The sequence below is a fragment of the Cobetia sp. Ld8 genome, from assembly GCF_045066615.1.
Classification (GTDB): Bacteria; Pseudomonadota; Gammaproteobacteria; order Pseudomonadales; family Halomonadaceae; genus Cobetia; species Cobetia amphilecti.
The window spans coordinates 1,268,708-1,283,419 of sequence record NZ_JBISHF010000007.1 but is presented as its reverse complement, the minus strand read 5'-3'; the positions used below and the strand labels follow the sequence as shown (position 1 = coordinate 1,283,419).

General features: G+C 60.5%; 14 protein-coding genes. 11 read left to right on the top strand and 3 right to left on the bottom strand.

Annotation, left to right across the window (positions count from 1 at the left end; genetic code table 11):
• The first annotated feature begins 103 nt into the window (after nt 1–103).
• Nucleotides 104–1,000 carry a drug/metabolite transporter gene (locus ACJJV2_RS10200; RefSeq protein WP_347421072.1) on the top strand — a complete coding sequence of 299 codons (897 nt, stop codon included), beginning with the start codon at nt 104–106 and terminating at the stop codon, nt 998–1,000.
• 116 nt (nt 1,001–1,116) lie between these two features.
• On the opposite strand, the gene ACJJV2_RS10195 is transcribed toward ACJJV2_RS10200, so the two are convergent.
• Entirely contained in the window at nt 1,117–2,598 is a 1,482-nt protein-coding gene (locus tag ACJJV2_RS10195) for a mannitol dehydrogenase family protein (protein ID WP_347421073.1), read from the bottom strand.
• A gap of 139 nt (nt 2,599–2,737) precedes the next feature.
• On the bottom strand, nt 2,738–4,498 hold the full coding sequence (locus ACJJV2_RS10190) for a cytosine permease (RefSeq protein ID WP_213115214.1): 1,761 nt from the start codon (nt 4,496–4,498) through the stop codon (nt 2,738–2,740).
• A gap of 807 nt (nt 4,499–5,305) precedes the next feature.
• On the opposite strand from ACJJV2_RS10190, the gene ACJJV2_RS10185 reads away from it, so the two are divergent.
• Nucleotides 5,306–5,701 carry an RcnB family protein gene (locus tag ACJJV2_RS10185; protein WP_043334027.1) on the top strand — a complete coding sequence of 132 codons (396 nt, stop codon included), beginning with the start codon at nt 5,306–5,308 and terminating at the stop codon, nt 5,699–5,701.
• Between the two features lie 136 nt (nt 5,702–5,837).
• On the opposite strand, the gene ACJJV2_RS10180 is transcribed toward ACJJV2_RS10185, so the two are convergent.
• A complete protein-coding gene (locus ACJJV2_RS10180) occupies nt 5,838–6,446 on the bottom strand; it encodes a helix-turn-helix domain-containing protein (RefSeq protein WP_165873916.1) in 609 nt (202 codons plus the stop codon).
• 327 nt (nt 6,447–6,773) lie between these two features.
• Between ACJJV2_RS10180 and ACJJV2_RS10175 the strand changes: the two genes are divergently transcribed.
• The 9 genes from ACJJV2_RS10175 to ACJJV2_RS10135 all read left to right on the top strand — a co-directional run bounded on the left by ACJJV2_RS10175 (nt 6,774) and on the right by ACJJV2_RS10135 (nt 14,650).
• Nucleotides 6,774–7,832, top strand: a complete 1,059-nt coding sequence (locus ACJJV2_RS10175; RefSeq protein WP_284891724.1) for a C4-dicarboxylate ABC transporter substrate-binding protein — start codon at nt 6,774–6,776, stop codon at nt 7,830–7,832.
• An 81-nt stretch (nt 7,833–7,913) separates the two neighbouring features.
• Nucleotides 7,914–8,429, top strand: coding sequence for a TRAP transporter small permease subunit (locus tag ACJJV2_RS10170; RefSeq protein WP_043334025.1), 516 nt, complete (start codon nt 7,914–7,916; stop codon nt 8,427–8,429).
• The gene (locus ACJJV2_RS10165) at nt 8,426–9,754 is read left to right on the top strand and encodes a TRAP transporter large permease subunit (RefSeq protein ID WP_054555879.1); all 1,329 of its coding nucleotides are present in this window, start codon (nt 8,426–8,428) and stop codon (nt 9,752–9,754) included. Before ACJJV2_RS10170 ends, ACJJV2_RS10165 begins: the two co-directional genes overlap by 4 nt.
• Before the next feature lie 31 nt (nt 9,755–9,785).
• On the top strand, nt 9,786–10,826 hold the full coding sequence (locus ACJJV2_RS10160; RefSeq protein WP_284891725.1) for an Ldh family oxidoreductase: 1,041 nt from the start codon (nt 9,786–9,788) through the stop codon (nt 10,824–10,826).
• 309 nt (nt 10,827–11,135) lie between these two features.
• A complete protein-coding gene (locus tag ACJJV2_RS10155; protein WP_043334023.1) occupies nt 11,136–12,230 on the top strand; it encodes an ADP-ribosylglycohydrolase family protein in 1,095 nt (364 codons plus the stop codon).
• Between the two features lie 837 nt (nt 12,231–13,067).
• Nucleotides 13,068–13,412 carry a hypothetical protein gene (locus tag ACJJV2_RS10150; protein WP_043334022.1) on the top strand — a complete coding sequence of 115 codons (345 nt, stop codon included), beginning with the start codon at nt 13,068–13,070 and terminating at the stop codon, nt 13,410–13,412.
• 66 nt (nt 13,413–13,478) lie between these two features.
• On the top strand, nt 13,479–13,817 hold the full coding sequence (locus ACJJV2_RS10145) for a hypothetical protein (RefSeq protein WP_054555881.1): 339 nt from the start codon (nt 13,479–13,481) through the stop codon (nt 13,815–13,817).
• 69 nt (nt 13,818–13,886) lie between these two features.
• Nucleotides 13,887–14,225: a hypothetical protein gene (locus ACJJV2_RS10140; RefSeq protein WP_175090547.1), complete on the top strand. Its 339-nt coding sequence runs from the start codon at nt 13,887–13,889 to the stop codon at nt 14,223–14,225.
• A gap of 77 nt (nt 14,226–14,302) precedes the next feature.
• Entirely contained in the window at nt 14,303–14,650 is a 348-nt protein-coding gene (locus ACJJV2_RS10135) for a hypothetical protein (protein WP_175090546.1), read from the top strand.
• Nucleotides 14,651–14,712: the final 62 nt, after the last annotated feature.

The window sequence follows — 14,712 nt, the reverse complement described above, 5'->3', positions numbered from 1 at the left end:
CTCAAGCCCAATTTCATGTTCAGGCCCAATCTCATGTTCAAGCTCAAGTTCAAGCTCAAGCTCAAGCTCAAGTTCAAGCCCACACGATTGCCGTGAGTGCCTCTTGAGCCCACTGGCGCTGGGACTCATCCTGATCTCGGTCTGTCTGCATGCCGGCTGGAATCTGCTCGGCAAGGGGCGGGCGCCGTCGCTGGCCTTCTTCATGCTGGCCATGGCCAGTGGTGCGCTGATCTTTGCGCCGCTGCTGGGACTGGGGCCGTCGTTTGCCGTGCTGCCCGCTGAATTCTGGGGCTGGCTGGTGGCCACGGGGTTGTGTCAGGTGCTCTACATGGGCGGACTTGCCTGGGCCTATGCGCGCGGCGAGGTCAGTGTGCTGTATCCCATCGCGCGGGCCTTGCCGGTGGTGCTGGTGCCGCTGGTGTCACTGAGTCTGCTGGGCAGTCAGGCACTTACGGCGTTGGATCTGGTCGGCATGGGGCTGATCGTGCTCGGCGCGTTGGTGCTGCCCTTGAGCAGTCCGCAGGGCCTGCGCCCCTCGACCTACCTGACGCCCGCGTTGGGGTTCGCGCTGCTGGCAGCAGTCGGCACCACCGGCTATTCGCTGATCGACAAGCAGGCGCTGGATATCATGGTGAGTGTCGGTTACTCGCCCACCTCGGCGGGCGCTGTCTTTCTGGTGTTGCAGGCCATCATGACCGTCGCCTGGGGCGCGCTGCTGGTGATGTTGCTGCCGGCAGAGCGTCGCCGTCTGCCCGCGCTATGGCGGGGGGAGCGGAGCAGCATGGTGCTGACCGGCGTGATGGTGATGGCGACCTACGGGCTGGTGCTGGTTGCCATGACGCTGACGGCGGAGGTCAGCCTCGTCGTGGCGATGCGTCAACTGTCGATCCCGCTGGGCGTGATGCTCGGGGTGCTCTGGTTGCGCGAGCGAGCGGCCATCGCCAAGTGGATCGGCATCGTCATCATGCTGGCGGGACTGTGGACCGTTGCGCTGGTATGAGGAAAGGCGTGGCGTGAGGCACAAAAAAGCGAGACAGGCGGCTGCCTGTCTCGCTTTTGTCTTTCTGCGGGCGCTGGCGGGGCATCACGTTGTCGTGAACCCCTTCACCGCCATGCTTACTTGGCGTCTGCCACCAGCATTTCCAGCGTGGCGCGCGCGCCGTTATCGTGCAGGCTCTTCAGCGCTGCCAGGTAGGCGTCGCGGAAGCGCGGCTGATCGACCAGATCACCGAACAGTTCACGGTTGTCCAGGAAGGCAGTCGGCTCTTCGCGCTGACGGCTGGCACGCTCCATCAGCTCGTCCTTGAGCGGGTCGACCACGTCGATAGTCTCGCCTTGCTCATCCACGCCTTCTGCATAACGTGCCCAGCTGGCCACGACGGCTGCGGTACGACGCAGTTCGCCGTCGGTCTTGATCTGGGCGTGTGCCACCGGGATCAGGAACTTCGGAATGCGGTCGGAGGTCTCGGCGCACAGACGCGCGAGGGTGTCCTTGACTTCCGGGTTGGCGAAACGCTCGATCAGCGTGCGGCAATGGGCGTCGAGATCGATACCCGACAGCTGGGCCAGCGTCGGGCGAGCTTCCTCGTTCATGTAGCCGAGCAGGAAGTCGACGATCAGTGGGTCGTTGCAGGCTTCATGCGCGTAGCGATAGCCGGCCAGATAGCCGAAGTAGCACAGCGCCTGGTGACCGGCGTTGAGCAGACGCAGCTTCATCAGCTCATAGGGCTCGACATCTTCCACCGGCTGCACGCCGGCATCTTCAAAGGCCGGGCGGCCATTGGCGAAGTGGTCTTCCAGCACCCACTGGGTGAAGGGCTCGCAGACCACCGGCCAGGCGTCTTCCACGCCGAAACGTGAGGACAGCTCTTCGATGTCAGCCGGCGTGGTCACCGGCGTGATGCGGTCGACCATGGAGTTGGGGAAGGGCACTTCGGCTTCGATCCATGTCGCCAGTTCTGCATCACGTGCGCGCGCGTAGGCAGTGAACATCTTGTGAGCGACGTTGCCGTTGCCTTCGATGTTGTCACAGGACATTACGGTGAACGGGGCGACGCCACGCTCGCGACGACGGGCCAGGGCTTCGGTGATCAGGCCGAAGCTGGTCTTGGCTTCCCCCGGGTTGGCCAAGTCGTGCTGGACGTCGGCATTCTCGAGATTGAATTCGCCGGTGACCGGGTGGAAGTTGTAGCCCCCTTCGGTGACGGTCAGCGAGACGATGCGGATCGCCGGGTCAGCCATCAGCTCGATGACGGCCTCCGGAGAATCCGGGGCAAAGCGGTAATCGATGATGGAGCCCACCACGCGCGGCTCATAGTTGCCGTCCGGGTGCTTGAGTACCACGGTGTAGAGGTGGTCCTGCGAGGCCAGGGCTTCCTGCATGCGGCGATCACCCGGCATCACGCCGACGCCGACGATGCCCCAGTCCAGCGCCTTGCCCTGATTCATCAGCTCGTCGAGGTACATGGCCTGGTGCGCACGATGGAAACCGCCCACGCCGAAGTGGACGATACCGGCGCTGACTGCAGTGCGGTCATAGTTCGGAGTGGCTACCTTGGCGTCCAGCTGAGTCAGACTGGCATTGGAGAGACGGGTCATGGGAGGTCTCCTGCCGCGTGTCGCGGTCGAGTCGAGATGGGTAAAGAAAGGGTAGGTCGTAACGGCCAGCGGCGAAGGTCACCCGTGTGATTCAGGCTTCCTTCGCCGCTGGCATGGCAGGGGGCTAGCCCCTGCCGACTCAGCTAGCGGTGGCCGCTTGCTTCGGGGACTGCTTGTTGAACAGCGCCTTGCTGCGCTGCAGCTCCCAGTACGCGAAGATGAAGTAGATGATCGTCGACCAGATGGTCACGTCATAGAACATCTCACGATTCGCTTCATAGCTGGCCAGGTCCGGGCTACCGAACAGCACGCGCAGTGCGAGGACCATCGGCACCGCCAGGCCCAGCACCATCCAGACGGCCCTGATGGCCTTGGTCAGACCCGAAGTGTCCTTGACCGGGGCATGGTTGGTCGTCTCGGCCTGCTTGGCGTGCAGAGCCTCGACGCGCTCCTGGAATTCCCGCTCGGCCGCTTCGGCTTTCGGGTAGGAGGCGGCAGCACCGGCAGATCTGGCCATCAGGGTGTAGAGGATGATGGAGACGAACCAGGTCGGCAGGAACAGGTAGTAGAACGGAATCACATCGACCATCTCGAGGCCAAAGCCGAAGATCAGTGACAGCGCCCAGGTCGCCAGTGCCGGCGTGTTGTGCTTCACCCCCTTGTAGCGCGCCCAGTAACGGCTGAAGCCGAGTTTCGGGAACAGATGATGCTCAGCGAAGATGATCCCGCCGACCGGCACCAGTACCAGACCGGCATAGGTCAGCAGCGGCAGCATGCTGCGATAGACGAACGGGAAGCAGCTGAGCACGGCAACGCAGATACCCACGGCCAGCGTCGCCTTGTTGCGCGACAGGTTCGGCATGGCCGACTGGGCGGCAAGGCCCGCGCGGTACAGGTTGGCGTTGGCGGTGGTCCAGCCTGCAACGACCACGATCACGAAGCCGGCGGCGCCAAGGGCGTGCAGTGCCACTTCACCCGGTTCCAGCACATCAATGCTGATACCGGCGACGGCTGCGGTGGCCGCGCCCATCAGGCCGGCGGAGATCCAGGCGACATAGTGACCGAACATCATGCCGGTGCTGGTCGCAAGGCCGGAGCGCATGCGCTTGGCATAACGCAGCAGCGCCATGTCGATCAGACCGAAATGGGAGAAGGTGTTGGCTGCCCAGGAGAAGCCGATGACTTCCCAGATACCGATGCCTGCCTCGCCCTGGGAGTTGATCCCTGTGAAGACGGTACTGCCGGCGACATCAATGAAACTCGAGAAGCTGTTCAGGCTGGTTTCACCGGTGACGGACTCCGCCAGTTCCGGCAGCAGTACCATGCCGCCGACGGTGAACATCAGCATCAGCCACGGGGCGCAGATGCTGGCAAACTCGGTCAGGGCGTTGAAGCCATAGACCGCGACGAGCACCACGATGGCGGCAACGGCCAGTGCCAGCAGGATGAACTCGAAGCTGGTGGGATAGGCCTGGGTCTGGGCCGGGATGTCGAACAGCAGCCTGACCGCCGTGGCGGAAACGGTGATCATGGCCGCCGATATGGCGGTGAATATGACCACGTTGGCCCAATTGTAGAGCCGTGACATCGAATCACCGGCAATACGGTGAAGATAGGTGAAGAGGCTCAGACGGGTCTCGATCGCGATTGGCGTCGTGATCAACCAGAAGCTGAGCACTGCGAGGCCATTACCGATCAGCAGGCCCAGCAGGATATCCCAGATACCGGCACCGAGCGCCACGAAGGTGGCACCGATGACGAACTCGGTCGCGGCAACGTGCTCGGCGGCATAGAGACCGGCAAAGTGCGGCCACCGGTGCAGTTTATGACGTGGCACCGGCAGTAGCTCATCGTCCATATGGGCGATCTGCCGATCCAAATCTGGCGCAGTACTGGCCATGATTGGCTCCTGTTTTTTTACGGCTTGTCTTGCTGCTCCTACCCGAGATGTCACGCAGCCGCCTTGGCGATCCTGTCGGCGATGACGAGGGTAGATCGTCTATTATCGATCAAATGACTCAGGTGTGGTGCAAATGATCGGTGAATGGTCATCAAAACGCAAAGCCCGCGTGCTTGAACTTTGGGCTATGACCTCGAGTGATCATTGCTATGGAAGTCAGGAAGGCGCTGAAGACCGCATGAAATCTGGGATTGTGCAAAGGTGTCTCGATTCAATGACACGATTCAGCAAAATGAATTTTTCCGTTCTCACACCCCGTTCGGCGCCTGAAGCATTGTGTCCTGGCTAAAACGGCCAACGATCCAGGGCCAGATATCTCACAACTTTGAGGGTGGTCTTGCACCGATGTGGTGCGATCGGCGTATCAGGCATCGTCGCTTTCTTGCCATGCCTCAGCAGTCTCCTGATCGAGGCCCGAAAGTCGAAAGGGGAAAAGGAGTAACGGGAAGGGAAGCGGGGAGGGCAGCGGAAAGGGCAGCGAAAGTCGGGTCGCTGCGAGAGAGAACTATATAGAGAGCGTTATAGAGGTGGCGGCATATAAAGGTGGGTGTTGGTCAGTGGCGACATCGGTTTCGGTACAATGCGACGGAAAGTGCATGAAATAACGACAAAGAACGAGAAAAATGAGACATCTTGCGGCGTTCCCCAGTTCTCGCTAAGGTTGCGCAACACTGTTTCCTAACTAGGAAGCCCCCAACACGACTCCCGGCGCTTGATTGGTGACGGGGCAAGGCGAGGAGGCCAGCCATGCGAACGCGCACACTGACCATTCTGATGATGATATTCACGCTGCTGGGAGCCCCGCTGGCTCAGGCAGGACCGCACGATAGAGGCCATGGGCACCATGACCGTGGGCATGGCCACCATGACCGCGGCCATCACGGCAAACAGCACAAGAAGCACCACAAGCAGCAGCGTCACCATGAACGCCGCCGTCATGAGGCGCGACGCCATCACCAGTGGCGTCGTGGCGACCATCTGCCACGTCATTACTACTCCGATAGCCGCTACTGGGTGAAGGACTGGCACCATCGTCATCTGTCCAAACCGCCGCGCGGTCATCGTTGGCTGAACATCGATGGGCGCTATGTGCTGGCTGCGGTGGCGGGTGGCGCGATCACGGCCATCATTCTCAATCGCTGATTCCAGCCGCGTGTTCATACGTCAGTAAGTCAGCAAGACCAAAGACAAGGGCCTCCAGTGAGGCCCTTTCTCGTGCTTGTCGTTCACGTTTTGACATGGCGAGGCTGCCAACGCTCGCCAGGCCCGGGCAGCATTCTCAGGCGTAGGCGCTGCATACCCAGGTCATGGTCGCTGGGGTGTCACCGTTGTAGGTGATGGCGTGTCCGAGGGTGCTGTCGAAGGCCAGGCTGTCACCGACCTTGAGCTGGATGGGGTCGTAGAGTTCGGTCCAGACCGTCACCTCGCCGCTGGTCACGATGATCTGTTCCTGGCCGGAATGTTTTTGCAGGCCGCCGAACTCCTCGAGACTGCGATTGAGCACGGTGGTTTCCAATACCATGTATTCCTTGGACGCCACGTTGTTGCAAAGCGGTCGATAGCGGTAGTTGGGCGTCTCGATGACTTCTCCCTCCTGCGCTCGCGTCAAGGCGAGCCAACCCCGAAATGACGTGTCCTCCGTGTGATAGAACAGCTCGCTGACATCCACGTTCAGGCCCTTGGCGAGGTTCACGATCGCCTCGAAGGTCGGTGAGATGCGTCCATTCTCGATTCTCGACACGCTGGCCGCCGAGATGCCCGACGCGCTGGCCACGGCCGCGATGGTCAGCCCCTTCTCCTTGCGTAGTGCCTTGAGATTGTCACCAATGGCGCCTGCCTTGCGTTCTCGGTGCTTCAGGGCGATCGGCGTTTCCTGGTGGGGGGTCATGTCAGCGTGCTCCATCGTGTTCGTCTGCTGGGGTGGCGTCTGTGCTGCCTATGCCGGTGTAGCGCAAGGGCACGAGCTTTCAGGTCATGCTGCGGCAGGGGGAGGCATGAACGCCATGATGGGGACCATTTAGGGCTTCCATGAGCAAAATGTCGAGCCTGATATCCATATTTGACCCAATATTGCGTATATGCAATTGTGGAGGCGAATGCGCAATCGACAGTGGCCGCTCATTGGGCATGTATCAGGCCTCAGCCTGTATCAGGCATTCGCCTGCAGGTACGCATAGCATTGCACTCTAATTAAAATAATCTCGGGAAAACAATAATGTACAACTTCAAGAAACAGCTCCTCGGTATGGGTATCGCTGCCAGTCTGTTGGCGACTGCCACGACTCAGGCGGCGGACACCGAGTGGAAGATGGCGACTCCGTGGGGCGGTGGGCCCTGGCTTGAACGGGATGCCAAGACCTTCGCGGACTATGCAAACGAATTGACCAATGGTGACGTGAGCATCCAGGTGTTCCCCGGCGGCACCTTGGGTGGTGCGTTGCGTGTCACCAACACCGTGAAGTCCGGTGTTGCACAGATCAGCCATAACTACATCAACTATGACTACGGAACTGACCCGACGGCAGCGCTGCTGGCCGGGCACTCCAGCGGCCTGACGCCGGAAGAATTCATGCTGTGGATGTACGAGGGCGGCGGCGTCGAGCTCTATGAAGCCTTCCGTCGCGAGGTATTCGGCGTCGTGGCCTTCCCGTGCTCGACCCTGGGCACCGAGATATTCCTGCACTCGAGCAAGAAGGTGCAGACTCTTGAAGACTTCCAGGGACTGCGCCTGAGAACATCGGGTGCCTGGGCTGAAATCGCCTCACGCCTTGGGGCCTCTACCGTGGTGATGGCCGGCAGTGACATCTATACGGCGCTGGATCGAGGTGTGATTGATGCGGCGGAGTGGGGGAGTCCTGAGCTCAACAAGCCGACGGGTTTCCAGAATGTGGCGCAGTACGTCATCTTGCCTGGCATCCATCAGTCGGGCGGCATTCTTGAGTGTGAAGTGAATGTCGATGCCTGGGATGGCCTGAGCGAAGCCCAGCAGAGCCAGTTGCGTCTCGCGGGCAAGCTGAGCGTGTTCGAGTCCTGGCTGGATAGCTCCTTTGCCGATCTCAAGGCCTTCAAGGAACTGGAGGAAGGCCCCAACGAAATCGTGCAGCTGGATCAATCCTTCATCGATGCCATCTACGAAGAGACCCGTGCCTGGGAAGATGAGAAGGCGGGCGAGAATGAGTGGTTCGCACGTGTGCTTGAGTCGCAACGTACCTTCAAGCAGAGCATGACGACCTGGCAGGACTATCGTTTGCCGATCGGGGAAATGGGACGCTGAGTCTTCTTTAATGATGTCCCTGGCCCGGGCGATACCTGTATCGCCCGGGCTCTCTCCTTGTCGTCATCCTGGTGAGTTGCCATGAAAATCGTCGCTGTCATTGAGCGCCAGACCCGCTGGGCCGGGTATCTGGGGGCAGTCTTGATACTGCCGCTGGTGCTTGCGTTGGTCTATGAAGTCTTCAGTCGTTATGTGCTGGGAAAGCCCACCTTATGGGCGTTTGAAGTCAGCTACATGGTGATGGGCGCCATCTTCATGCTTGGCATGGCAAATGCCCTGCGTGTCGGCCAGCACGTTAGTGTGGATGTGTTGAGCCAGAATTTTGCACCGCGTCTCAGGGCTGGAGTTCATCTGGCCTGTTATGCGGTGTTGCTGCCGGTACTGATGTGGCTTGTCTGGGAGCTGTCGCTCTATGCGCTCGAGGCGTTCTCCAGCAATGAGCGCTCCGGACGTTCTGCCTGGAATCCGGTGATCTGGCCGGTCTTCGGCGTGTGGTGGCTGGGCTTCGTCTATCTGACGCTGCAGGTGATCGCGGAGATGTTGAAGCTCTGGAGCACACTGCTGGGCCATGATCATGGCGCGGAGGTGTCCTCATGAGCGACTTCATTGCCCTCATCATGTTCCCTGCGCTCATCGCTCTGATCGTGCTCGGTTTCCCGATCGCGTTCTCGATGATCGTTGTCGCTACCGTCTTTGGTGTTGCCCAGTTCGGGGATGCCGCGGCCTATCAACTGCTGACCAAGATCGAGGACACGGCGTCCAATTCCATTCTGGCTGCCGTGCCCTTGTTCATCTTCATGGGCGCGATGCTCGAGAATTCCGGCATTGCCGAGCGACTGTTCGGGGCCATCCATCTGTGGACACGTCGGATGCCCGGCGGGCTGGGCGTCGGTGCGGTCATCATGGGCACCATCTTCGCCGCCGCCAGTGGTGTCGTCGGGGCCACCGAGGCGGTGATCGGCATGCTGGCCGTGCCGGTCATGCTCAAGCATCACTACGACAAGTCGCTGATCTCCGGCACCATCTGTGCCAGTGGCTCATTGGGCACGGCGATTCCGCCTTCCATTACCGTGGTCATTCTCGGGCCTGTAGCCGGGGTCTCTGTCGGATCACTGTTCAGTGGTCTGCTGATCCCGGGGCTGTTGATGGCGCTGCTGTTCCTCCTCTATATCGTCGTGGTCTGTGCGCTGAAGCCAGCACTTGCGCCGCGACTCAAGGAAGATGAGCAGCATCCGGGGTGGGGCAAGCTGCTCACCATTACCCTGAGTGCGCTGCTGCCGACCATGAGTCTGATCCTGGTGGTGCTGGGCACGATTCTGATGGGCATCGCCACGCCGACGGAAGCGGCGGCCTGTGGGGCGCTCGGCTCCGTATTGCTGGCACTGGGGTATCGCAATCTCACGCTGTCCATCCTGTGGAACGCGGCGGTACGCACACTCAACATCACCGCGATGATTCTGCTGATCGTGCTGGGCGGCAACATGTTCGCGGGCGTCTTCTTCGCCTCCGGCGGGATGGCCACCGTACAGTCGTTGCTGCTGGATACCGGCTTGAGCCCGTGGCTGATTCTTGGCGCCATCCTCCTGATCGCCTTCCTGGCCGGTTTCGTGCTCGACATGATCTCGGTGGTCCTGATCGTCATCCCCGTGGCGATGCCGGTCATCGGCCTGCTCGGGTTCGATGAGATCTGGTTCTGCGTGGCCTTCCTGATCGTGATGCAGACGAGTTATCTGACACCGCCGTTGGCGCCCTCCATCTTCTATCTGCGTGCCATCACGCCTCCTGAAGTGACGCTGAAGCACATGTACAAGGGGGTGATGCCCTTCATCTTCCTGCAGCTGGTGGTGTTGGCGCTGATCCTGGCCTTCCCGGGACTGGCGCTGTGGTTGCCTGATGCCATCAGCGGACCGTCATGGAAATGATGGACACCTTATTGGAAAGGAATGAGTTCGTATGAGTGATGCAACACAGGAAGAGACAGGAATGGACGTCAATCTCGATCGGGCAGCGCTCAAGACGCTATGTCACGAGGTGCTGAGCCACCATGGGTTCAGTGAGCCACATGTCGATGCCATGAGTGACGCGCTGGTAGCGGCTGAAATGGACGGCTGTCGTTCCCATGGGCTCTATCGCCTGATGGGGTTCGTCGCGACACTGAACAATGGCGGTGTGGTGCCGGACGCCGTGCCGGTCGTCGAGGATACGGCACCCTCCATCGTCAAGGTGGATGCCAAGGGGGGCTTCTCGTCGCTGGCCTTCCAGCAGGGCGTGCCTGAGCTGCTCGACAAGGCGCGTGCCAATGGCATTGCCATTCTGGCCATCAATCATTGCGTGCATGGCACGGCATTGTGGGTAGAGATCGAGCGGCTGACGCGTGAAGGACTGGTCGCTATCGCCTGCAATCCGACTCAGTCGTACATGGCGCCGTATGGTGGCAGTCAGCCTCTGCTGGGGACCAATCCCCTCGCCTTTGGCTGGCCGCGTGAGGACGGAAACCCGTACGTATTCGACTTCGCCACCAGTGCCATCGCGCGCGGCGATATCGAGCTGCATCGTCGCCAGGGGGACAAGATTCCGCTCGGCTGGGGTGTCGATCGAGAGGGCGAGCCGTCACAGGACCCGACGGAAGTGCTGGACCATGGCGCGATGCTGCCCTTCGGTGATCACAAGGGCTCTGCGCTGGCGATCATGATCGAGTTGATCGCAGGGCCGCTGATCGGCGACATGCTGAGTATCGAATCCAGCGAACACGATCAGGGCAAGGGGAGCCTGCCGTATCATGGGGAGTTGATCATCGCGATAGATCCCGCGCGCCTCACGGGCGGCAGCACCCAGCAGCACATGCTGCGCTCTGAAAGGCTGTTCGAACTCGTGAAGCAGCAGGGCGCAAGGCTCTCCTCCGAGCGTCGCTTCAAGGCTCGCCAGAAGCATCAAGAAGAGGGCGTCACGCTTTCGAGAGGCTTGTATGACGATATCCTCAAGCTGGCCTCATGAACCTCCGTGTAGACCGAGCAGCAGAGTGATCGCTGAGAGCACACCGCGGAAAGTCACAATTGCATGAAGAAGAACGGCCGCCTCCTGGGCGGCCGTTCTTGTATGAAGGTCTCTATCGTCGGGCTTGTCATCGGCGTTGTCTTCGGTGCTGCCAACCTCACGCCTGCCGATACTGAGCGCCCATCCAGTTCTGCCTGATTATGCGCACCACTGGTTGAGCCTGCTTTTCAGCAAATGCGCAGATGCTGATAGCGTAAGACGTATTGAGGGTGGCTGACGCCACCTGAAGGTCACGCAGGGGAGAGGCACATGACGCTTGAGATGACATCGCGGTTTCGTGGTTGCCTGTTGGGCGGTGCGGTGGGTGACGCCCTGGGGGCGGCGGTGGAATTCCTGTCGCACGAGGAGATCCAGGCGCGCTTCGGCAGTGATGGAATAGCCGACTATGCACCGGCCTATGGTGGGCTGGGGCGGATTACCGATGATACGCAGATGACGCTGTTTACTGCCGAGGGCCTGCTGCGCAGTCATGTGCGTGGCTGCTTGAGAGGCATCACGACGCAAAGTGGTCTGGTCAGCAGCGCCTACGAGCGCTGGCTTTACACCCAAGGCGAACGCTCGCGGCAGGAGACCGAGCAGGAATGGTTGGACAGTGGCTGGCTGATCAAGCAGCGCGAGCTCCATTCGCGGCGCGCCCCGGGCATGACATGCCTGTCAGCGCTCAAGCAGATGCGTGCCTACGGTGACAAGGCGCAAAACGACAGCAAGGGCTGTGGTGGGGTGATGCGTGTGGCACCTGTCGGCTTGTTCGCGCATGCGATGGGAGCCTCCCATGAGATGTGCTTCGAACTCGGAGAAGAGGTCTGTGCGCTGACCCATGGGCACGTGACCGGCCAGCTGACCGGCGGCGTGCTGGCGGTGATGATCCAGTGTCTGGTGGCGGGGGATTCGATGGCACAGGCACTCGCGCATGCTCTGCGTATTCTCGAGCGCAAGCCGAGCTGTGATGACACTCTGCAGGCCCTGGAGCAAGCCCGCGCGCTGGCCGAGTCCGAAACGTCGGCGCCGGCCGCAGTGGTATTGCTGGGGCTGGGGTGGATCGCGGAAGAAGCCTTGGCAATCGCTGTCTACTGCGCGCTCACTGCCCGGGATTACCGCTCTGCGATTCAGCTCGCGGTCAATCACGATGGGGATTCGGATTCCACCGGGGCCATCACGGGCAATCTGCTCGGGGCGCAATGGGGCGAGGAGGCGATACCGAGTGACTGGCTGGCGCCCCTTGAACTGCGTGACGTCATCGGCGAGATCGCCAAAGACCTGCACGACTGCCCCCGCTGGGAGCTCTACACCGATGGTGGGGGCAAGGATGAAAAGTGGGCCTGGGAGAAATACCCGGGCTATTGAGGCGCGGTGCAGCAGCATGAAAAAACGCGGAGCCATCTTCCAATGGCTCCGCGTTTTCGTGTCTGGACAACAATTTTCATCGCCCGTCGCGATGCAAGGGGAGCGCAGAGGCGCAGGGAGTGCTTGAAACAGGTGACTTGAGAGGGCGTCCACGGGCTTCGTAAGCGGTTGATAATACTATGCTTATTACCAAAGTCGTAGATGAGCGTCTGTCCAGCGGGTCAGGTGAGTGACGCATTGGTTCGTGATTGGAATCAATGCTGTTCCAGTGGAGGGATATCTCGCGTGGCGGGTTTCGTCCACAATGCGCTCATTCCACATTGCACGAAACGGCAGTCTGGATTCGGTCGATGGCTGGCGCCTGTCAAGACGTCTTCCACTTTTTTGAAGATGGCATGCATCCAACCCGTTGGCGCAAGCGTAAGACTCTACAAGCACAACGGTGAGGGTTTCAGCAGGGTAGAAAGACATACTGCTGACGAATGCCTTCCTCATGATCGCGACCAAAGTTGAAGTGTCAGGCAGCGGTACCGGAGCAGACCTGAGTGACTGATCGACATTCGATCACTGGCGACATGCACCTTCATGGTTGTACAGAAGTGATGCAAAAAGCTTGCAAGGGTTTTGCGTGGTGAGGGACTTAACCACTTACGGGTACCGAGGCAATGACAAGGCATCGCAATCTGGTTCTTTGATGGAAACAGTGAGCTGCCAGCGACATGGCTAGTGTGATAGCGCAATAATCATTAGTCTGTTAACAAGTTAGGCGGGTGCAGCCGAGACTGCACACGACATCACAAGGGCAACATCGCCCAGGACAAGCAAAGGAAAATCATCATGAAAACTCTGAACCTCAAGACTCTGATCGCCGCCGCCGCTCTCGCTACCGTGAGCACTGCCTCCTTCGCAGCGGATGACAGCCCGGCCGCACAGCGTGTTCAGCAGTCCGTCAGCCAGGACGTCGTCGTCGGCACTGCCCAGCAGGCACCGACTGCCCAGGCCACTTTCGCCGATACCGGCATGAGCGTTGCCGCAGGTCGTGTCGAGACTGCCCTCAATCAGTCCGCCATCGAAGGCAAGGGTGTTGCCACCGTCAGCCGCGAGCAGGCCTTCGACAACGACGCCGGCAAGAGTGTCGCTGCTACCCGCGTTCAGCACGCCCTGAGCGACAGCAACGTCTGAGCCATTCAGTCGTCTTGCCCGGGCACTCACGCCCACTGACCACTTTGTTCATCGAGGAGATTCATCATGAAAACCATCAAGACTCTGATCGCCGCCGCCGCTCTCGCTACCGTCAGCACCGCCACCTTCGCCGCGGACGACAGCCCGGCCGCCCAGCGTGTCCAGCAGTCCATCAGCCAGGACGTCGTCGTCGGCACCGCTCAGTCAGCCGCTACCCAGCAAGCCAGCTTCGCGGAAACCGGCATGAGCGTCGCGGCAGGTCGCATTCAGCAGTCCATCAGTGCCGATCGCATCCATGGTCAGTCGCACACCGTGGCCACTGCCAGCCAGGCATTCGATAACGATGCCGGCAAGAGTGTCGCAGCGACTCGCGTCCAGCACGCCCTGAATGACAGCAACGTCTGAACCATCGTCAAGCCTGACCTGGATTGCCGGGTCTGATCATCGCTTTGCTTTTTATCGAGGAGATACACCATGAACACTCTCAAGACTCTGATCGCCGCTGCCGCACTCGCCACCGTCAGCACTGCATCCTTCGCCGCCGACGATAGCCCGGCTGCCAAGCGCGTCCAGCACAACGTCAGTGATAGCGTCATCCATGGCTCTGCCCAGCAAGCTCCGACCGCCCAGGCGACCTTCGCGGAAACCGGCATGAGCACCGCTGCTGGCCGTTTCCAGGTGGCATCCGGTGACGACGAGATCCGTGGCCATGATCGCTCCATCCATCTGCAGGAATTCGATGTCGCCAATGATTCCGGCGATAGCGTTGCCGGCACCCGTGTTCGTCACACCGTGAGCGACGTCAACGTCTGAGACGCCCGACGTCTGCGTCAGGCGCTTGCAGGCCAGGTGTCTGCACTGACATGACCTTTTTCGACAGGAGAACCCCCATGCAATCCCTCAAGTCTCTATTTGCCATTGCCGCATTGTCCGTTGCCGCCACTGGCGTGGCCTCTGCCAATGACAGCGAAGCCGATGCCCGCGTCCGTGCCACCCTCAGTGATCGCGTGATCATGGGCCAGGCACAGCCGGTGACTCAGCAAGCCGCGCTGCATCACGATGACGCCGTGGAAACCGGCATGAGTGTCGCTGCTAGCCGCGTCCAGAAGTCCATCAGCAACGCCGGCGTCCAGGGCACCACCCGTGCACTGGCGAGCGATTCGGCTGATTACGTCAATGATGCTGGCAAGAGTGTCTCTGCTACACGCGTCGAGCATGCCTTGAACGAAAGCGCATGATCTCTCGTCGGCGGATGAACATCCTCCGACTCTGCAAGACAGCCAAGGATGCCGATATGCCA